Source organism: [Clostridium] celerecrescens 18A (genome assembly GCF_002797975.1).
In the GTDB taxonomy this organism is placed as follows: Bacteria; Bacillota; Clostridia; order Lachnospirales; family Lachnospiraceae; genus Lacrimispora; species Lacrimispora celerecrescens.
The window spans coordinates 4,436,361-4,456,863 of sequence record NZ_PGET01000001.1; the positions used below are offsets into that span (position 1 = coordinate 4,436,361).

A 20,503-nucleotide genomic window follows, 5' to 3' on the forward strand; every position below is an offset into this window, starting at 1 on the left:
CTTTCTTATAGTTTTAATCCGATGGCTTCATTAACATAATCTGTGATAAAGTTCGGCTTGCGGCCGGTACCATGGCGGTCAGGGATTTCTATGATCAATGGAAGCTTGCGGTTTAACTTCACATCATTGATGATGTCCGGAAACTCTTTTCCGAACTTTTCCGTCAGGAGAATGATCCCGATCTCCTTATCGGCCAGGACTTTATCCAGTTCACGTTTCAGTTCAGCCTTTTCATGAACGACAGCGCCCTCAACTCCGGCTAATCTCATGCCGGTCCAGGTGTCCACGTTGTCGCTGATCAAATACATTTTCATGGATTAGAGCTTACCTAAGATCATGAAAGAAATGATCAAGCCATACAGACACACGCCTTCGGCAAGCCCTACGAAGATCAGTGATTTACCAAGTATGGAGCCATCCTCGCTGATGGCACCGAGAGCGGCGCTGGCAGCAGCGGAAACGGCTATACCGCCGCCGATGCAGGCAAGACCTGTGGAAAGGGCTGCTGCTAAATAACCCATTCCGGCAATGCTGCCTGAGCTGGCTGCGGCACTTTCTGCAGCGGCAGCCTGACCGTTAAACATCAATACACTGGATACGATTAAGGTACCAAAAAATAAAAGGGTGTTGATACCAAGAGCGGTCTTATACCGGCCTTTTGTTTTTGCGCCCATGGCAAAGGCTCCGAAGGGCAGGGCGATACTTAAGGTTAATGCAATTGCTAATGTAATTTTTACTAAGGTTGACATAATATTACCTCCGTTTTGGTTTTTATATTTTCTTCCCGTATGGTTTAAATGCACGGCCGGTTCCGCGATAGAAACGGCTGAATAATTCGTAATATTCCAGACGCAGAACCTGGATCCCAACGATCAGGCCTTCCATGCCGCAGACGAATAAGTTGCCAAGAATAACAACCAGCCAGTTAGGGTTTCCTGCTTCCGCACCGGACAGCATAAGGACCACTTCCATCATGGCCGCGTGGCTGACAGCAAAGGCCCCTACACGGACAAAGGAAAGGGTGTTGGAAAAATAGCTTAAAAGCACTTCAAACAGCTCAAAGAAACCTTGAACCACAAACATGCCCTTTTCCTTTGGCATGATCTGTGCTTTCTTTTCCACCAGGTTGGTGAGAGGTTCCTTAAAGAACATGACGATCAACGGTATGCCAAACATAATAACAAGGAGTATGGCGGCCGGAATAGGATTATTAGTCATGTATAGGACAATGGTGAGCACCAGGCTTGCATAGAAGACAAGTCCTGCCGCACCGTTTGTGTCAAACAGAGTCTTTTCCGGGTCATGAAAGCGGATGCTGTTTATGATGTTAAGGACCATGGTCAACAAAATAATTCCCATACCAAGGGAAACCGCTACGATAAATACGGTATTCAGTCTCCCTATAAAGGGCAGGTTAGTCATGTGCTCCAGAGGACGGAGCCACACGGCCTGTATGATATTTTCAAATCCAAAAACACTGCCGAACAGGAATCCAAATATGGTTGAAAAAACACCGCAGCAGGATATAATCGCCGCCAGATTTATCTTTTTCAGTTGGTAGAGGAGTAGTCCTCCAAGCAGAAGGCATATTCCCTGTCCCACATCGCCGAACATAAAGCCAAAGAGGAAGGAATAGGTGATGCCGATCAATATGGTGGGATCGATCTCATTGTATGCCGGAAGGCCGTACATCTGTATGAACATCTCAAAGGGCTTAAAAAGCCTCGGATTTTGAAGCTTGGTGGGAGGTTTGCTCAAAATCTTGTTATGGTCATCCTCCACGATACAGAAAGTTTTTTCATCGTTAGAGATCTCTTTCTGAAATGCGGCCGCATCCCGGTTGCTCATCCAGCCGCAAAGGATATAAAAGGTGTTGACTTTCTGTTTGGTACATGCGGCTAATTTTCTCACGTTAAAATTAGTAGAAAACACCTCAAGCTTATCCAGTGCCGTCAATAACTCCTCCTGCCTGGATTCCAGCAAATCAGTCATCTGTTTTCGTATGCCGTTGATATCAGACTGGAGAGCGCTAATCTTATCTTCCAGAAAATGAATGGCGTCTAAAGGCGTGCCTTCGTATACGTCTGGTAAAAAGTAACGCTCAAAACGCATGGAGGCATAAATAGCATCAATCTGGTTAGAGATGCTTTCCGGCACAAAATAAACCAGCCATACATAATCGTCATCCTCTCGGCATTTATAGAGGACGGTATCAATGGTGTCATATACGTAACTCACAAATTTGTTGTAATACTCATGAGAAATACGCCCAAAACGGAATTTAATGTACTTAAATTGAAGGATGGAGCTTAACTCATAGTTTAGTCCGGTAAATGGAAGGATTCGTTCCAGGGATTGCCGGAAAGAATTTTGTTCGGATATAAGGGCCTCTTCCTTAGCTGTGAGCTCCTTTATCTGGTCCCCGATCTCGGTGACAATTCTGGCTGCCCGCTGGATTGGAATCTTCTTCCGGCTGCTTGGCTGAATACCCGGTGGGAGTAATTCCGCCAGCTCCATGGCACGCTGGTAAGCGTCTTTGTATGGATTTGTTTCAATATAAGGCCTTAAGTCTTTCACCGTTTTTAATTCCGACAGGGCATTTTCTAAATGTATTTCATATTTAGATAAATAAGTGTCGATGACCCGGTCAATATCTTCCTTGGGTCCGGTGATACTTAAGAATTTCATCTTTTCTATCACGAAAAAGCAACCCCCTTTACATTTTTACTACATAGGAGATGATTTCATCCGGGCTTACGCGGTAACGGATGCTCTCTATGAGGGTGATAATCTTTTGAATTTCTTCCTCCTTAAAATAAAGATAGGAATTCAGTGTGGCAATGGAATACGGATTCTGACGACTGGAGGAACGGTATATTTTATCCAGTATTTCCTGAGTTAAGTATTCCAAATCCGGCATTTCTGCGGCGTCCCAATCTGATTTCCTTCCATAAAAGGTAGTTCTGAGTGCTGAAAAGAACTCTTCCAGAGTGGCTGCTTCTGCCATCTTCGTAATCTGTTCCTTATTCAAATGGTAATTGATAGGAATGAGAAGGGAATAAATGTCAGCAGGCTGCAGATGATAAAATTTTTTGGTTCGGTAAATCCATTGGATATTAAGCAGATCCAGCTTACTGCCAAAGCAGTGTGTAAGAAGGTCCTGTTCTTTTCTGGTAAGATACTTGCCCATAACTTTCCACATGGTCTTAAAATAAAGAAGATCTAAGTGAACCTCATAGTCAAACAAGGTGGGCTGGTCCCTGTCGTCTAAGTGGGACAGTAGGTCATAATATACCGAACCTTCCAGGTTGGCGATGAATTCCCGTAAGTCTGCTGAGGATGACAGTTTCATCAAGTCCAGCTTAGAATGCTTCTCAAAAAAGTCCTGGAATACAGAGAGGTCGATATCCAGCCTGTTCCGCCCCATGGAATTGCGGAAACACTTCTTCAGGATATCAATTTCAAAGTGCATAAAATACAGGTCCAGGAACTTGCGCTGAGTTAAAGTGGCGAACCGGTAGAGCTTGGCAAAATCCTGATACAAAGATAAGATCAACCGCTGTTCAATGGCTCCCCGATGGAGTACGACTCCCTCCAGGTTTGCAAATAGCCCTTCATAGGCCGGAAGACGTCTTAAATATTCCTCAGCATCAGAAACGGTTTCAAGGGCTGCCATCTCGCGGAACTGACTGTCGGTGATCAGATGGCTCTCCATGGCTCTTACCTTGGTTGTAATGCCGCTGTAGGATAGTAAGTCTCCCATTGGATCACTCCTTTATCATAGTATAGAATAGTTTCTCCACATATTGAGTATGATGATCTTCATAACGTTGTTCCATGGCTTTAAGGACCTTTTCGGAATCGCTTCGCTGTTTTTCCAGACGGTTGTTCATATTGATTTCCATGCCAGCCTGCAGTTCTTCTATCTTTTTACTGGTTTCTTCTTCCAGCTGTGCATCAAATGCAGCGGTCTGTTCTTCCATATCTTCGGCAAACGCTTTTTTGCGCTCATTGGCATCATTCATAATAGAAGCCGCCGCCGATTCAATCTCGGATATTTTCTCGATTACAGTATCCATACCGAGCCCTCCTTTTTGTAATAATTTCTTTAAAAAATATAGTACTTGATTAATAATGATACTACAATTTTAAAAAAATACCATAGTCTGTAAGTAAAAAAAACCAATATTAATAAAGTTTTAACATAAATATAGATTACGACAATGGGGCTGTAGCTATGCATGGGCAATAGAAAAAAGCGAAGATCAGAGAAAAATTTTCCCTGGTTTCTTCGCTATTTTTTAACGTTTTCTTTACGGGGTTGCGGCTGTTGTTGCTGTATTCTCAGCAGCAGAAGTAGACTCCCCTGTGCCCGTTCCTGTCTCACTTTCCGATTCGGTCAGGAATTCGGTGGCAACATAAGCCTCTGTTCCTTCAAACATAATAACTGTCCATTTGTCGTCATAAGTCTTGACGTATTCCACCACCGTACCGGAAGCAAGGCTTCCAAGCTTCGCACCATCGGTAGAAGGCTCAGAGCGGACATTAAGCTTGCTTTTGGTGGTATAAATTTTAGGCGCTTCTGTCTCTGGTTCCGTAGGTTCTGCAGAAGTTTCAGCACTTGTCATGGCTTCGGTAGTTACTTCAACAGTCGTTTCGGCCGTTGTGGGGTCTTTTTTTGAGTTCTTTCCTGGGATCAGCTTTACGATGATCAGGACAAGTACAAGAAGAACCAGAAAGATGAGGGCCGGTTTCAGCAGTTCGTATGGATCAAACCCTTTCTTCTTGGAACGCCTTCTGCTTCTGCTGTATGAAGCGGGCCTCTGACCGCCTCTGGAAGCATTCTTCTGAGCCGGTCTTTGTCCGGGCCTTGCCCCGTCCGGTCTTGTCCCGGTGCGCCCAGCGCCGCCTGTATGTTCCTGGGTTCTTAAAGGCGCAGTTCTTGCGCCGCTGCTTCTTTGATTTCCTGTTCCCTGAAATTCATTTCTTGGAGCGCTGCTTCGAGAAGGATTATTCCGGGGATTGGATGACATGGTTCTAACGTCTGCAGGACGTTTATTAATGGGGGGTCCCCCCTGGCTTCCTCTATTATGAGAGTTTGCAAAGGTATTGACTTCCTGAGACAGAAGCTGGAAGGCCTCGTTGGCATCATAGGGACTGTCATCCCCTTCGTGAACTGCCTTGTTTCCCAGCACGCGGATCCTGTGATAGTGGTCCTTGGCAGCCTGAGAAATAAAGCGTCCTTCAAATAGCTGGTCTATGCTGTCCGCCAGATCGCCTTCCACAATCAGAGCCCTTTCTCCAAGATAATTTACCATATATTCCAGGGTTTGCCGGGCTTTGATCATAGCCATGTTATACTGCTTCTGGCTCATGAGCCTTTCCGTTTCCCTTTGACCCTGCTGGATTCTTAGCAAGAAACTGTTGTCTGTAGTTCCCATATATTTCCTCCTTTGCAAAAGCGGTTGTATTCCAATATACAGATATTATACTAGATTAATGCAAATTGTGCACCTGTTATTTTGTCGTTTTTTGATTTGTAAGAGAAAAGTAAAAAACTTATTGAGAATCATTATAAATAAAGAAATAAATAATATTAAAAATTTTCTGTGATACTATTTTGATACTAAATCCTGCAATTTGCTTGCGGCCTCAAATACTTGTTAGGGTATAAATACTAGAGTTCAGGACGGGGCGTAACAGTATCCGGGATTGGCGGAATAGGAGGCCCAAAGGAATTTGTAAGATATTATTAATAGTATACTCTTATTTTGGAACATATAATTATACTGGCAGGTACAAACTGCTGGCAATCGTGTATAGGATGGTAGGCCTCGATTCTACATAGAATGGAGGTGTTGCTCATGAAGTATTTTGACTTTAAGGACTTAATGTCTTTTGGCATGTTCTTTCTGGCACTGCTGACATTCGTCTTAATGACGTGTCGCTAAATACAAAAAGCCTTCCCTGTACTTTGGCCGGTTGGGAAGGTTTTTGCTTTTCTAATTAGCCAACCACCCTGTGGCGATTGCCTTTTTTATTATATTATACTTACAGTTAAATTATTACAAGTACAATTATAGATAAAGGCAAATATGAAATTTTATATTGCAGTTACTATTTTTTATCAATATGGGTGTAGGGATTTGGTATTCTTTTATCCTACAGCCATTTTTCATTATTAACGGAAAGATTAGAACTGTGAGTGTCAAGATTATACCATAAAAAATAAAAATAAGATTATTTATTGTATATAGTTACTGAAATTTGATAAAAAAGTGAAAATGAACTATTTTATTACCAATTTCATCCGATATAGCTTATGAATAACATAGGGGAAGGCAGAGGTATGAAGCGTTCAGGATTAGTAAAGGCAGCAATAGGAATTTTAGCATTTTTGGTTATAGCTTTTTTGACCGTATTTTTTTTTGTCTCCAGTGCATTAAAGGATTTTAAAGTCCAGGTGATGGATTTTGACCAGGAGTTAAACCTAAGAAAACCGGTACAAGTAAAAACAGAACCGACCATTTTGTTTCTTGGTAACAGCATGACATATTTTAACGATCTTCCGACGGTATTTTTGAATTTAAGCCAGAGCGGAGGATTCGCCGCAGAGGTATATGAATTGACAGAAGGTTCGTATCGTCTTGAATATTTTGCGGATGAAACGGATGAGGTTGGGGTACAGGCGTGTGATACACTGAAAAATTATGATTGGGATTATGTGGTTTTGCAGGAGCAAAGCGGTATTTCCACAATGGGAGCAGAAGAGCATATGTATCCTGCCGCGAGGACGCTTGACAGTATGATCCGGGAAGCAAATGGCGAATCGGTGTTTCTTATGACATGGGCTTATAAAGAGGGATTTTCTTTACCGTTATTAGGTTTTGAATTCAATAATACAAGAGAAGAAATGCAGACTCAAATGGCTCAAAACTATATGAACATTGCCAATGAACTGGAGGCGCTGCTGGCACCGGCCGGTATTGCATTTATGCGGTGTTCCTTCGATTATCCGGAAATTGAACTCTGGGATGAAGACGGGAATCACCCGTCTATGGCAGGAACTTATCTGGCTGCATGTGTTTTATATCAGGTGTTATATGATCAGTCTCCTGGTGAACTTAGCTATACAGCTGATCTGGATAGGCAGACGGCTTCGAAGCTGCAGCTGGTTGCTGCGGGGATCCGATAACGGGATCCGGGTTTCTGTTCTGTATAAATATTAATAGGTCTTGGAGGACTAAGTATGAAAAAGAAATGGAATGTAATGATTGACGGCAAAGAGCATGAGATTGCTTTTAAACCTGGCGTCTTTCGAGGAAAAAAGGTCGTGGATGGTGTTTCTACGCCTATTAAAAGTACAAGCCTGTTTATCCGGGTATTTGATGAACCGATTGAGTTGGAGGGAAAAACACTTCATCTTACGGCAATCGGTTCCAAAGTGGATTTGGCTGTGGATGATGTTTACTTAAATTCAAAAAAACCATACGTTCCACTTAATGAAATCCCCCGCTGGGCATATGGATTCACAGCTGCTATTATCATAATCGGCTGGATTCTATGTGGTCTTTTCGGAATATTAGTTGGTACCATGGGAGGCGTGTTTGTTATTAAAAGATCGATTTCTCCTAAGCATAAGAGCCCGATGCCTTCCTGCTTAGGTGTATCAGTGCTGTGCGTTGTCATACAATTTTTATTCCTGTTCATGAGAATTGCGGTAGCTTTATAGGCATTCTTAAAACATAATTTAAAATAGAACGAATACAAAAAATTAACTATCAGCCTTGAGTTGATAGTTTTTTCTTTTCTTAAAGCCAGGATAAATTGAGAAAGTCATCAAAGGCGCACCGCGAACAATATCCCCATTAAGGAGAGGAGCCGGCAAGATTGGAGGAATCCTGCCGGCTGTATGAAAAAAGTTTATCTAAAAGGATATTACCTGTAACAAGTATTAATATAACGTTGGGATATGTAGAAAAGTTGTGGAAGATGTGAACAGTTTGTGAAAGAGGCTGCGCTCTTCACAAGGGACAATCCTGGTGAAACTGAATCCAAATGAAAATGGGGCACTGCAATATCCGGGGATGCCAGTGTAAGAAAAGAAGATAATTTTCCAAACTTACAAACCGCAAACTTGCGTTCCCCGCACCATATATGATACAATCGATCAGTTGATGCATGTTTTCATTAAGATGAATTTATTTGGAGGAATTTTAATATGAGGTTACGTCATATACCAGGCTCGGAGGAGGAAATCGCGGGCAGCCCCTATGTTGTTCAGAATCCTTTTGAGAAAAAGGGCTGTTGGAAGGAAGTGTTTGGAAATGAAAATCCCATAGAGATAGAAGTTGGAATGGGAAAGGGCCGTTTTATCATGGAACTGGCTGCTATTCATCCGGAAATCAATTATGTTGGTATTGAGAGGTATCCCAGTGTTCTGTTGAGAGGCTTACAGAAAAGGGCTCAGATGGAACTTGATAATATATTCTTTATGTGTGTGGATGCAAAAAACCTGGCCGATATATTTGCTCCGGGGGAGGTTCAGAAGGTCTACTTAAACTTTTCCGATCCCTGGCCAAAGGACCGTCATGCAAAGCGCAGACTCACATCAGAAGATTTTATGGCTGTTTATGAACAGATTTTAAAGCTTGATGGTTCAGTAGAATTTAAAACTGACAACAGGGGGCTATTTGATTATTCCCTGGAATCAATCCCGAGAGCTGGGTGGCAGGTTAAGGAATTCACCTATGACCTTCACAACAATCAGATGGGAGAGGGAAATGTAATGACAGAGTATGAAGAAAAGTTTTCCTCTCAGGGGAACCCTATTTATAAATTGATCGCTGGAAGAAAATAATTAAAAACTGGCATCCGGATTTATAACCGTGATGCCGGTTTTGCATATAATAAAGCAAAAGCAGATGCGGGAGCAGCAGTTATGGGAATGAAAGACAAGGTTACAAGCAAGCTTCTTCAGGCGACCAGTGACAAAACGGAATTAAATAAGAAAATGCTGTCTTGGAACAAATCTTTTGTAGAAGTGAACAAAACATTAGGCGGAAATGCACAAAAAAATAAGAATAATAAATAAATTCGAAAAAGTTGTAAATTATTTGTAAAAAAGGTGTTGACTTTTGTAGGATACAGTTATATAATTACACACGTGCTCAAGACGAGAGCACAGTGAAAGAAAAACAAAAGACATGCGCCTTTAGCTCAGTTGGTAGAGCAGTAGACTCTTAATCTATTTGTCCGGGGTTCGAGCCCCCGAAGGCGCACTAAAAAGTTCCGGTTTTGCAGACAGAGAGCTGCGGGGTTGGGGCTTTTACTTTGTCCGGATTTATGCGGGTCCACAAGGTGGCGGTTAATTTTCTAGGAGTAGGAAAGAAGCTTGAAGCCGATCTCTTTTCGAATCAGTGTTTAATGTTAATAACCGTCCTGCTATGGAGCTTCTGGGCTTTGGTGTGGTTGCCACAATAGCCAGTGCAATTTGCAGCCGTCCTGTAATAGAATATCTGGAATAAGTGGAAAGTGTTGACCGTGCTGGCGGAGTAAAAATATATAAATAATGCCGCTTCATAATAAATGTTGATTATTTATTAGTCATGAATCATTTATTATGAAGCGGCCTTTTATTATTAAAATTTAAATCAGAATATAGTTGTTTAAAATCTGGGCTTGGTTGGAGGCCAACGCTAAGTGGCTGTCATGGTTTCAAGCTTTACTAAAAACTGAACATTACGTTACATATTGACACTAAGGCAAAAAAGGAATACAATCAATCCAATTATGAATTTAATTCGTATATATAAACTTTCGGAGGTATGAAATGAATCGAACCGTAGAACGTACATTTATGATTTTGCAGTTGATCGCTGACAGGAAAAGGGGGATAACCTTACAGGAGATTACCAATGAAATGGGGATGGCTAAGAGTAGTGTTTTTGTCATTGTACAGTCATTATTGGAACTGAACTATATTACAACACTCCGTGATAATGATAAGAAATACTGTTTAGGGATAGAGACTTTTTCCTTGGGTATGAAATATGTAGATGATATGAGTCTGATAAAAGAATGTACCGTAAATCTTCAGCCCATATCTGAAAAGTATAACAAAACAGCTTTTGTTGCAGTACTAAATGGAACCAAGATCGTATATGTGCATAAATATGTGGCTCAGAATGCAAGATTGGCTTCATGCGCCATTGGAACCAGAAAGGATGCCTATGCAACTTCTCTGGGAAAGGCAATTCTAGCATTTTTACCGAAAGAGGAACAGAGTGCAATTTTGGATAAGATAGATTTTAAGCCATTAACAGACTATACCATTACTTCCAAAGAACAGCTGCTGGAAGAACTAAGAAGAACAAAGGAGCGGGGGTATTCTTTGGATCAAAGGGAATTAGAGGACATAACCAGCTGCTGCGGAGCACCTGTTTTTGACTATACTGGAAGAGTGGTAGCAGCTGTTTCTTTGTCGGATATCTATGATGAAACGCTTGATGATGAGCAGGTTGCAAAAGAGCTTAGAGAAGTAGCACTTCATATATCAAGAAATTTAGGATATCATCCCAATCCATGATGACTTAACCTTATTATTGATGATTAAATATTATGCGAGAATCAAACCCTTTATTTCCGATGATGTAATACGGCACAAAGGGCATTCTCGCATTTTTTATAGTACGCTTTTTGAAAACCAAATTTATGATAATCAAATCATTAATATAAAGTGCACATTTATGTTGACAAGAATTAAAATGAAATGTATAATATGCTCATATTTAAAACTTAGTTCTTATATATGAACTTTTACGGTTAAAGATCTCTACGAAGAGATCTCATTTTATAAATAATAATGTGAACGAGGTTCTTAATTATGAACAAGACAAGCGAGGTATTTTTGTTTCCATATTTGGATTTGTTATTTTTCTCCATACTTGCCGCTGTTTCAGAAATTATGAGTTATAAGATGTTGGAATTTTGGAACAGCAGTTTCTATTTCAGCTTTTCCGTGGTTCTTTGCCTCATATCCATGATTCGCTGGGGAGCAGCCGGAGTTGCAGTGGCCATGATCGGAGGAATTCCCGGTATTCTGTTCTCTTCAATGCCCCTCTGGTCCGGAATTTTATTTTATAGCCTGTCAAATGCATTTATTGGGATTCCTATGATGGTTTACGGAAGCAGGAACAGAGACACCATTGCTGACGGACATGTTTTTTTACTCCTTTATATTTTCCTTTCTCATTGCTGTCTGTCTGCAGGAAAGGGAATTGCCATATTTTTACTAACCGGAGAAACAACAGGAGCTAAGGATTATTTTGGGGCAACATTTTTTACCTTGATAATCAATATCATTGTGTGCAGTGTGCTGCAAATGCGGAAAGGGCTGATTTGCGATATGAGATATTATTTTACCGACATGGAAGGAGAAGGGTATGGAAACGGAAGAGATTAAAATGCGTGAGCCCCAGACAAATAAGATATGGAGAGCTGTGAGGAAGGACTGGCGTTTATATGTACTCCTGCTTCCCCTGGTGATCTGGTTTGCTATGTGGGCTTATAAGCCAATGGGAGGGCTTCTGATTGCATTTAAACGGTTTGATCCTCAATTTGGGGTCTGGGGTAGCGAATTTAAAGGAATAGACAATTTTATCAACCTTGTTTCCGGAGTCAATAAGGTTGAGTTTTGGCAGGCATTCAGAAATACATTTATTATCAGTGCTTACAGCCTGATATTTGGATTCCCTGTTCCGATAATACTGGCCTTATTATTTGCTGAAATAGGAAATGATACGGTGAGGAAGCTGACTCAGACCGCAACCTATCTGCCTCATTTCCTTTCTGAGGTTACAATCACAGGAATTGCCCTCATGCTGGTATACAGCGGTGTCCGCTCAACCGGAATTATTGCCTCTCTGCTCCAGCAAATAGGATTGATTGACCCGGGTGTTTCAATCATGCAGAAATCAAATTATTTCAGGCCTCTTTATATTATGGTAGGAATCTGGAAAGAAAGCGGATATAATTCCATTGTTTATTTTGCAGCTATTATGGGGATTTCCCCTACATTGTATGAGGCTTTAAAAGTGGATGGGGGCAATAAATTTCAGGAAATCCGCTTTATCACATTTCCGGGTATGGCTCCGACTCTGATCATCATGATTATCATGAGGATAGGAAGTATGCTGACCATTGGCTATGAAAGAGTTTTGCTTTTATACAATGCCAATATTTATGTGACAGCAGATGTGCTCTCCACCTTTGAACAAAGAATTGGTATTCTGTCAGGCAACTATGGAATCGGAGCTGCAGTCAGCCTGTTCAATTCCTTGATTGCGTTTGCACTGGTGATCGGTGCCAATACAATCAGCAAAAATATATCAGAAACATCCCTGTGGTAGATTAGAAAGGCGGAAATGATGGAGCGCTTAAACAGAAGTGAAAAGATATTTAAGGTGTTTTCCTATACGATGATTATCATCTTTGCATTGCTTGCCCTGTATCCGGTTTTGTACGCATTCAGCGTTTCAATCAGCGGAAAGGTAGCATATGAAAGCGGTCAGATTGTACTCCTGCCAAAGGAAGTGACATTTCAGGCCTATGATATGGTGCTGCACAACAAGGGCTTTTGGATTGCGTATACCAATACCCTGTTTTATACCGTGCTTGGTACTGCCTGGAGTATGGCGATTTCCATTACAGGTGCTTATGCATTGCAGAAAACAAAGCTGATGTTCAGACGGCAATGGAACTTTCTGCTGGTATTTACCATGTGGTTCAGTGCCGGGATGATTCCCCTGTATTTAAATTATAAGACAATGCACGTAGATAACCGGTGGGGAATGATTATAGCCTTCGGTGTCCAGGCATATAACATTATTCTTCTCAGAAATTATTTCAGCAGCATTCCAAAAGAAATAGAAGAAGCTGCAATCATGGATGGAGCCAATGAGTTTCAGATGCTTGGAAAAGTTTACATACCAATGTCCACTGCCAGCATTGCGACAGTAACCTTATTTTATGCCATTTCGAGATGGAATGGTTATTACTGGTCAAGGATGCTGCTGGCAAACCCCTATGAGCAGCCGCTGCAGGTATATCTGCGGCAGTTGATTGAAAATTATCAGAAACTATATGATGAGTCTCCGGTTAATCTTGCATATTCCGCAGACAGTCTGGCTTATGCCATTATTATATGTTCGATCATCCCGGTGTTAGTTATTTACCCGTATATTCAGAAGTACTTTTCAAAAGGTGTGAATATGGGGGGAGTAAAAGGATAAATGTTTTATTCGCCATAAAGGCAGAAGGAGGATTTTATGAGGAACAAAGTAGCAGGGGGTATCCTGTGTGCCGCGATACTTGCATCGGCATTGACCGGATGCGGTACTTCCGTTGTGGATCAGGCATCAACAAGGGCAGCAGCAGAAACGCAACAGGAAACCAGTGAGGCAGCAGGTGATAAAACCAATTTAACAGAAACGGTGGAGCTGAAGTTTAATGTTGCCAATGGAAATAAGTCAAGAACCATGACTTATAATCAGGAGTCTCCATTGACCCTGCCGGATGGTACGGTAGTAACAGCCGGTATGCTTAAACCAATGTGGTCTTATATGGAAAAGGAATTAAACAGCAAGTTTACCGATGTGACGGTACAGGATGTGAAGGCCAGCGATATGATTCAGACAGAATCTACATCAAACTTTTCCGGAGCCAATATCTTTGGAGGCGAATCAATTGCGGAACGGCTTATGTTTTATGGAACCGAAGGAAAATTTGTAAATCTGACCGAAATGATGAAAACCGGCTATATGCCTAATTTCAAAGAATATTTATCAAAAAATCCTGACGTTAAGACTGCGATTACCGCTTATGACGGAAATATTTATCATGTGCCTTATATTGCGGAACTGAATCAGATCGCAAGGACCTTTGTTATCCGGGAATCATGGGTCACCGGGCTGTTGGATGCAGAAGGCGCATCCTATGATAAGAATCCCTTTGATGTGCATTATAACGGATTTTATGTGGAAAATAACCGCAGAACAGGGGAAAACGGGGGCACGGTTACTCCCAAAGAAGGAATCGATATTGTAAAGAAAACCGACCAGGATATTATTGAGATTCAGAATGCACTGGAAGTAAAAAATGGGGAAACCTTAACCAGGGCGTTGATTCAGTATATTAAAGACAACTACGATTACAGCAGTCCATCGGAATTATTCCTTGGGGAAAAGGCTGCCTATGACATTGATGAGATGATTGCGCTGATGCGCTGCATCAAAGCCAATCCGGCCCTGCTGACCAATGGGAAAGCTGATGTTGTATGGCCTCTTTTTGTGAGACAGTCCAACTACCGTGAGGATTTGCTTCGCTTATCTACATATTTTGACGGTGTGAAGGTCCATGGAGCAGACTCCTATACCGCAAGGTGGTATATTGATGAGAACGGGCATATCCAGTATTCCTATTCAGAAGAGGGCGTGTACAATGTCTTACAGTATTTATCCATGATGGAAGCGGAAGGACTGATCTATTCCGACGCTTATGATCTGACTGAAAAGACCAATTACCGCTCCACCTTATGGGGAACGGATGACGGAGAAGCCCCTTCCTTTGGTTTTATGACTTACGATTGGATTGCTTCGTCTACTTCTGACTCCTTAAATCCTGATACGGTTGTGATCCTGCCTCCGGTTGCCAAGGTGAATGGTGCATGGCAGTATTATCTGGATAACGGAAGAGCCATTAAGCCGGATGGCTGGGCAATTTCTGTAGCAGGTTCTACGGATGATCAGATCCACAGAGCATGTGCAGTTATGGATTACCTTTTTACAGAGGAAGGAAGCAGATTGCAGAATTATGGCTTACCTATGAATCTGGAGGAAGGAAAAGATTATGCAGGACCGGATGGATTAAAATATCCCTTATTCACCAGCTGGGTATATGAAACCTCAGGCAAAGTGGCAAAAGGAGATCTGTCTACGTTCTTAAGAGACTGGCTGGGCTGTCTGATCCCCATTGGATATCAGAAAGAAATCGGTTTTGAGTATCAGTATACTTCCGAGCGGGGATTTGAAGGCTGGGCGCTGCTGCAAAACTCCACGACCAACTTTGCAACTTATGCAGGAAAAGGAGTAAGCGGGGATAATCCAAATTATTATAAAATGGTTCCGCCGGTCTTTTCCCTGACTTCCAGACAGAAAGAAACGATTTCAGATACCACATCCCTTGATACAGAAGATATTGTAGAATTCATGTTTAATATCATCCGCTATCAGGCAAAAGGCAATGCGCCTCAGGGTGCGGTAGTAGCAAAAAGCTATGAAGAGTATGCGGCAGAATTTAAGAAACGGGGACTTGATATTTATGAAGAAACTTATCAGGCCGCCTATGATGTTATGAAATTGGATAAACAGTAGTTAAACCGGGGGAGGAGACTTTCTCCTCCCTTATAAAAAGGTGGGAGCTGATGATGCAGAAGTATTTTAAAACTCAAAGATTAGCAGCAGGAATATATACCGGGATCGTTATGATTGTATTCATCTATACTCTTTGCTTCATGACGGAGTATAAAGATTTGTTCGGGTTGAAATTAACACAGAATGATCAGATTTCTTTTTTCCATGATTACATCCTGCAGATATTTAATAAACAGATTTTTACCTTTGCGGTATTTGGAGTTCTGGTGATTTTACTGTCCTTTTTGCTGGAGATCTTCGGTAAAATACCGGATAAATTTGCTTTAATCATAATGGAGCTGTCACTTCTTCTTTGCTGCGCATGTTCCGCCTATGCCTTGTTTAATCTTCAGGCCATAGAAAGCTATTATGCCGGCCTGGATTTCCAGTATTTGCGGTTAGAAAGTGCAAGTGATTATAAGCCTCATTTTGCCACGTTCCGAATTGGATTGGGAATCTACATTTCCTATATTCTCTGCTGTGCTTTTTATATCGTTGCCATTGGCAGAAGCCATTTTAAATTCCAGAAGAATCAGAAAAAGAGGAGCACAAGGAATGGATAATCGGTTGCTTGAAAAAGAAAAAAAGGCATACGTGTCATTATATAAAAAGGATGTGCTGCCATATTCACTGATACTATGTGCCATATTGGCTGAACTCACTTATGATATCATGGTTTTGGATGTGATGCCTGTAAGTTACCTGATGGGAGTTACGGTAATGATTAATATTGTGATATTGTTTGTACTTTTTACCTGTGCCGTTAAGGTCAATATCTATCATAAAAATTGGGCTGCCATTGCTGTTTTTCTTGGTATCTACATGCTGGTAAGAATGTCTGTGCTGGTTCCCCTTGTGTTAAAGCCCTATGCCAGGCACATGGAGATCATGGCTGCAAATCTTTTGGGAGGACTCATGCTTCTTACGGCCGGCTTCATCAGTTTGAAGCATACCAACAGAAGACAGAGGCTTCAGGAACAGTTAAAGCAGACAGATGCCAGCTAGGATGAGGTGAAAAATATGGGAAAACTCCTGTTTAAAAATATAAGTAAAGCATATGCAAATGGATTTTGTGCGGTCAATAACTTCAATTTAGAGATTCAGGATGGAGAATTTATTGTTCTTGTGGGACCGTCAGGCTGTGGAAAGTCAACCATCCTGCGCATGATTGCCGGGCTGGAAAAGATATCTGACGGAGATCTGATTCTGGATGATAAGGTAATCAATAAATGTCCGCCGGTAGAACGGGATATTGCTGTGGTATTCCAGGATTATGCGCTATATGGCAATATGACGGTTTATGACAACGTTGGGATGAGCATGCGTGTCAGACATGAAAAAGACACGGTTATTTATGATAAGGTGCAGGAAGCTTCCGGTATATTAGGAATCGGAAGCCTGTTAAAACGTTTGCCGGGACAATTATCCGGGGGACAGAAACAGAGAGTGGCTCTGGCCAGATCCGTAGTAAGAAAGCCAAAGGTATTTCTTATGGATGAGCCGTTGTCGAACCTGGATGCAAAGCTGAGAACCAGTACAAGGGCTGAAATTGTAAAGCTCCAGAGGGAATTAAAGGTTACGACTGTTTATGTTACTCATGATCAGACAGAGGCCATGACAATGGCAGACCGTATGGTGGTATTAAAGGACGGAATAATCCAGCAGGCAGGAACCCCAAATGAAATTTATTATGAACCCTGCAATTTATTTGTAGCAGGTTTTATTGGAGCGCCTCAGATGAATTTTATAGAAGGAAGGGTGGAGGGCAGCCGGTTTGTGTTTGGCTCTCATACACTTTTCCTGCCCCAGAAAATCGCGGATCCCTTAAAACAATATTCTGACAGGGAACTCATATTGGGAATCAGGCCGGAGCAGTTTTCCATTTCCAATGGGAAAGATATGAATGTAATTGCAGGAGAACTGGAAAACAAAGAGTTTTTAGGTAATTGTTATATTTTATATGTGAGGTTCGGAGAATCGGTCTTGGCATGCCAGATCGAAAGCATGGAGGACAGCTTTGACGGGCAGGTCAATATCCACTTTGGAATGGAACATATCTATTTTTTTGATAAGGAGACAACAGAATTGCTGATGCATGCAAAGGCGGGGGAGAATGATGAGTAAACAGTTAACCGGAATAGCGAAAGCGATGATTATAATTTCATCTGTGGTGCATCTGATCTTTACCAATATTCATGTAAAGGCTCTTCTGCTCCTGGAACATGAGATGTGCGGTTTTGTGATGTTCCTGTTTGTTCTGATGGGACTGGTGGCTTTATTTGAGACGACCCGGATAAAGAAAAAAGAAGCAGCAGAACGGATTTTCACCGCATTGATTTGTTTTGTAACAGCAGGATTAGGATCATATCTGGTCATGATTTATCGGGATGCGATTTCAGTGCAGCGTTCTCTTGATGTGGGTGTGGTATATCGTGCGGTAGTTTTCAGTATGGCAATCATTTTGGCTTATGTTATTTCCGGCCTCCTGCTGATTGCTGATTTAATTAAGAACAGGTGATGGGATCATGACAGGCAGAGAAAGAAAATATGGAAAAAAGAAGATTTCAGACAATGTGAAAGCAGGAGTTTTCAGGTGGTGGATCGCAGGTATGTGCTACTTTTTTATTGGATTCGGCACCCAGTCCGGAATTTTTGCCGATCCACTGGATATGATTTTTTTCCTTGGGCTGGGATTGGGGCTTGCAACCTTGTTACTTTATAATCCGGTTGCTTACCGGATGTTTGATATAGTAAGAAAAGGGAAAATTTACAATCAAAACTATTTTGAACGGAGCGGGTGGCAAAATGCAGTTTTAAAGCTGGTTGAAATCCTAAAAAATATGATTCTTGTGTTTTTGATTTATATGACGTACCAAAGCGTAAATCTGCTGCTGGAGAGACTGCTTCACCTTCCGGAAGGAACGGTCACCATCCCGGGAGAACCCATTGGCTTTGCTGTGATTTACACCATCTATTATTACCTGCTGACCGGATTGATGGATAGCGTGGCCGAAATGAAGAAGGAGGAGAAGTAGAGGCATGAGCAATCTTGTATTTATTGGTGATATAGGGCCTTACAAAGAACAGATCAGAGGCGTGAGAAAAAAGCAGTATCAAAGGCTGCTTCAGCAGGCCGACCGGTATGAGTCGTATCAACTGCCTGCACACCATCCTAAAGAGAGCACCACATATATGGGGGTTGCAATTATGAACCTTGCTCTTGCCTATTGCCTGAGCGGGGAGGAGAAGTATCTTTTCCAGGCTAAGCGGTTCATTGGGGCGGTTTTGTCCTATGAGCAATGGGGGAATGCCCATTTGGTGAATGTGGATTTATCAGCTTCTTGGATATTATTTGGGTTATCCCTGGGATACGACTGGCTCAAACCATTTTTAGGGCAAGAAGAAAAAGAGAAAATTCTGGCTAAGATCAGACATCACGCAGATATTATGTACCAGTATAAATTGGACACATACGGCCAAGGCTGGTCAACCAGCTATTATCAGAACCACAACTGGATCAATATGACAGGTCTGGCAGCGGCAGGTTATACGCTTTCAGAGACTTATGACAAGGCCAGCCAATATACAGAGGAAGCAAAAAAGAATTTTGGCAGAGTGTTTTCTCTCCTTGCAGATGACGGTTCCAATTATGAAGGTGTTCCCTACTGGAGATACGGAGGAATGTGGCTGTTTGTATATGCCCATCTGCTTAAAATACAGGAGGGTATGGATTACTTTCAGACAAGCAATTATCTGAAGAATACTTTTTATTACCGCATATATCAATCCTGCGGCGATTTTGAACAGCAGATGAATTTTGGAGACAGTCATGACCGACACAGCGGACATGCCCCCTGTGTCTATTATAAGGTGGCTGCCGAGTATGGGGATGGCTTTGCTCAGACTTTTGCTAATCTTGTTCTTAATGAATTCCTCATGGCTGAAGCGGAAAAGAGTAAAATCAAACCGGGCATCTTACCGGAGGCCGTATTTGAATTTCTATGGTATGATCCGCAAGTGTCAGAGAAGCCCCTTTCTCTTCTTCCAAAAGTCCGGTACTTTGAAGACTTGGGTTTGCTGTCAATGAGAGAAGACTGGAGCAGAAGAAGCAAGGTTCTGACAATAAAATGCGGCTGTCCCGGAGGCAGAAAACAGTGGATGAATGGCTGGGACTTATACCGCAGGGAAGGCTTGGATTGTCTTTCCCTTTCCCACCATCATTCAGATAATCTTTCTTATATTTTTGTAAGGGGAAGTGAATATCTGACCTGTGAAGACGGATATAACCGTAATCTTATGCCGGATAACCACAATGTAATTCTGGTAGACAATCAATATACGGATGCGGAAAATGTAAATGACATTTATATGAGCAGTGCCTGGAAAAGGCTGGAAAAAGATCCCTTTTATCCCATTGAAGAAAAATACCGGGGAGAAGTGGTTTACTTAGAGCTTGATGATTCCTTGGCTATTTACAAAGGCGAAACCTCCGGAATATATCCGGAAGCCCTTGGCATGAAAGAAGTAAGCCGGCTGTTATTTACCGATCAGTTATTCTTTTTCCTGTTCGTTAACGTGTGTGTGTCTGACAGGGATCATATTTACCGTATTATTTCAAATACGGATATGCCGGCACAAAAGCAGAACGATCATACCTACTATTATCCAATGGAGACCGGAGGTATTACATATACTGTTTTTTCAGATCAGGAAATCTGTTCGGATCAGTACACCCAGGAAGTTGTCAGTGTTATGACAACCCAGGAGCCGGATAAGCTTTGCAGAACTTTCATCAATACTTTGTCATTTCAATCAGCAGCTCCCACAAGAAAACAAACGTTGATCGAATGCTTTACCTTTGATGGAATGAATACGGAGATTATCTTTAATGGTGAGAACCTTCATGTCAGACATGGAGACAAAGACTATCAGTTGATTTTTGGAGATGAAATGACTGTAAATATCATAGAGGTCATCAGCAATAGCGGAGAAAGAAAAAGTTACCGGGTTCCGTAAAACAGGGAAAAAGTGAG

The 20,503-nt window shown here is 41.8% G+C and carries 21 protein-coding genes and 1 tRNA gene; 16 read left to right on the plus strand and 6 right to left on the minus strand.

The window, feature by feature from the left end; all coding sequences use genetic code 11:
- Positions 1–5 precede the first annotated feature (5 nt).
- The 6 genes from H171_RS20080 to H171_RS20105 all read right to left on the minus strand — a co-directional run bounded on the left by H171_RS20080 (position 6) and on the right by H171_RS20105 (position 5,441).
- Entirely contained in the window at positions 6–314 is a 309-nt protein-coding gene (locus tag H171_RS20080; RefSeq protein WP_025230563.1) for a V-type ATP synthase subunit F, read from the minus strand.
- Between the two features lie 3 nt (positions 315–317).
- Positions 318–749 (minus strand): ATP synthase subunit C, encoded by a 432-nt coding sequence (locus H171_RS20085; protein WP_100306712.1) that lies wholly within the window; start codon positions 747–749, stop codon positions 318–320.
- Positions 750–771: 22 nt separating this feature from the next.
- Positions 772–2,700 carry a V-type ATP synthase subunit I gene (locus H171_RS20090; RefSeq protein WP_100306713.1) on the minus strand — a complete coding sequence of 643 codons (1,929 nt, stop codon included), beginning with the start codon at positions 2,698–2,700 and terminating at the stop codon, positions 772–774.
- A gap of 16 nt (positions 2,701–2,716) precedes the next feature.
- Positions 2,717–3,763: a V0D/AC39 family V-type ATPase subunit gene (locus H171_RS20095; RefSeq protein ID WP_100306714.1), complete on the minus strand. Its 1,047-nt coding sequence runs from the start codon at positions 3,761–3,763 to the stop codon at positions 2,717–2,719.
- Positions 3,764–3,767: 4 nt separating this feature from the next.
- On the minus strand, positions 3,768–4,079 hold the full coding sequence (locus H171_RS20100; RefSeq protein ID WP_100306715.1) for an ATPase: 312 nt from the start codon (positions 4,077–4,079) through the stop codon (positions 3,768–3,770).
- Between the two features lie 234 nt (positions 4,080–4,313).
- Positions 4,314–5,441, minus strand: a complete 1,128-nt coding sequence (locus tag H171_RS20105) for an SH3 domain-containing protein (protein ID WP_100306716.1) — start codon at positions 5,439–5,441, stop codon at positions 4,314–4,316.
- A gap of 908 nt (positions 5,442–6,349) precedes the next feature.
- Between H171_RS20105 and H171_RS20110 the strand changes: the two genes are divergently transcribed.
- The 16 genes from H171_RS20110 (at position 6,350) to H171_RS20180 (ending at position 20,486) form a co-directional block, all read left to right on the plus strand.
- Positions 6,350–7,195, plus strand: a complete 846-nt coding sequence (locus H171_RS20110) for a DUF4886 domain-containing protein (RefSeq protein ID WP_100306717.1) — start codon at positions 6,350–6,352, stop codon at positions 7,193–7,195.
- Positions 7,196–7,249: 54 nt separating this feature from the next.
- Positions 7,250–7,732, plus strand: coding sequence for a hypothetical protein (locus H171_RS20115; protein WP_100306718.1), 483 nt, complete (start codon positions 7,250–7,252; stop codon positions 7,730–7,732).
- A 489-nt stretch (positions 7,733–8,221) separates the two neighbouring features.
- Positions 8,222–8,860 (plus strand): tRNA (guanosine(46)-N7)-methyltransferase TrmB, encoded by a 639-nt coding sequence (trmB, locus tag H171_RS20120; protein ID WP_100306719.1) that lies wholly within the window; start codon positions 8,222–8,224, stop codon positions 8,858–8,860.
- Positions 8,861–8,941: 81 nt separating this feature from the next.
- Positions 8,942–9,094 carry a hypothetical protein gene (locus tag H171_RS24360; protein ID WP_166433213.1) on the plus strand — a complete coding sequence of 51 codons (153 nt, stop codon included), beginning with the start codon at positions 8,942–8,944 and terminating at the stop codon, positions 9,092–9,094.
- A gap of 114 nt (positions 9,095–9,208) precedes the next feature.
- Positions 9,209–9,281 (plus strand) — tRNA-Lys (locus H171_RS20125).
- Positions 9,282–9,832: 551 nt separating this feature from the next.
- Positions 9,833–10,588, plus strand: a complete 756-nt coding sequence (locus H171_RS20130; protein WP_100306720.1) for an IclR family transcriptional regulator — start codon at positions 9,833–9,835, stop codon at positions 10,586–10,588.
- A gap of 297 nt (positions 10,589–10,885) precedes the next feature.
- Entirely contained in the window at positions 10,886–11,464 is a 579-nt protein-coding gene (locus H171_RS20135; RefSeq protein ID WP_100306721.1) for a hypothetical protein, read from the plus strand.
- The gene (locus tag H171_RS20140) at positions 11,445–12,410 is read left to right on the plus strand and encodes an ABC transporter permease (RefSeq protein WP_100306722.1); all 966 of its coding nucleotides are present in this window, start codon (positions 11,445–11,447) and stop codon (positions 12,408–12,410) included. The genes H171_RS20135 and H171_RS20140 overlap by 20 nt, the downstream gene beginning before the upstream one ends.
- 15 nt (positions 12,411–12,425) lie before the next feature.
- Complete coding sequence (locus H171_RS20145; RefSeq protein ID WP_242977020.1) at positions 12,426–13,292, plus strand: carbohydrate ABC transporter permease; 867 nt, start codon at positions 12,426–12,428, stop codon at positions 13,290–13,292.
- A gap of 36 nt (positions 13,293–13,328) precedes the next feature.
- On the plus strand, positions 13,329–15,431 hold the full coding sequence (locus H171_RS20150; RefSeq protein ID WP_100306724.1) for a type 2 periplasmic-binding domain-containing protein: 2,103 nt from the start codon (positions 13,329–13,331) through the stop codon (positions 15,429–15,431).
- Positions 15,432–15,481: 50 nt separating this feature from the next.
- The gene (locus H171_RS20155) at positions 15,482–16,033 is read left to right on the plus strand and encodes a hypothetical protein (RefSeq protein WP_100306725.1); all 552 of its coding nucleotides are present in this window, start codon (positions 15,482–15,484) and stop codon (positions 16,031–16,033) included.
- Positions 16,026–16,475 carry a hypothetical protein gene (locus H171_RS20160; RefSeq protein WP_100306726.1) on the plus strand — a complete coding sequence of 150 codons (450 nt, stop codon included), beginning with the start codon at positions 16,026–16,028 and terminating at the stop codon, positions 16,473–16,475. Before H171_RS20155 ends, H171_RS20160 begins: the two co-directional genes overlap by 8 nt.
- Before the next feature lie 15 nt (positions 16,476–16,490).
- Positions 16,491–17,594 (plus strand): ABC transporter ATP-binding protein, encoded by a 1,104-nt coding sequence (locus tag H171_RS20165; protein ID WP_100306727.1) that lies wholly within the window; start codon positions 16,491–16,493, stop codon positions 17,592–17,594.
- Positions 17,584–17,988, plus strand: coding sequence for a hypothetical protein (locus tag H171_RS20170; RefSeq protein ID WP_100306728.1), 405 nt, complete (start codon positions 17,584–17,586; stop codon positions 17,986–17,988). The genes H171_RS20165 and H171_RS20170 overlap by 11 nt, the downstream gene beginning before the upstream one ends.
- Before the next feature lie 7 nt (positions 17,989–17,995).
- Positions 17,996–18,505 carry a hypothetical protein gene (locus H171_RS20175; RefSeq protein ID WP_100306729.1) on the plus strand — a complete coding sequence of 170 codons (510 nt, stop codon included), beginning with the start codon at positions 17,996–17,998 and terminating at the stop codon, positions 18,503–18,505.
- Between the two features lie 4 nt (positions 18,506–18,509).
- Positions 18,510–20,486, plus strand: coding sequence for a DUF4962 domain-containing protein (locus H171_RS20180; protein WP_100306730.1), 1,977 nt, complete (start codon positions 18,510–18,512; stop codon positions 20,484–20,486).
- Positions 20,487–20,503 lie beyond the last annotated feature (17 nt).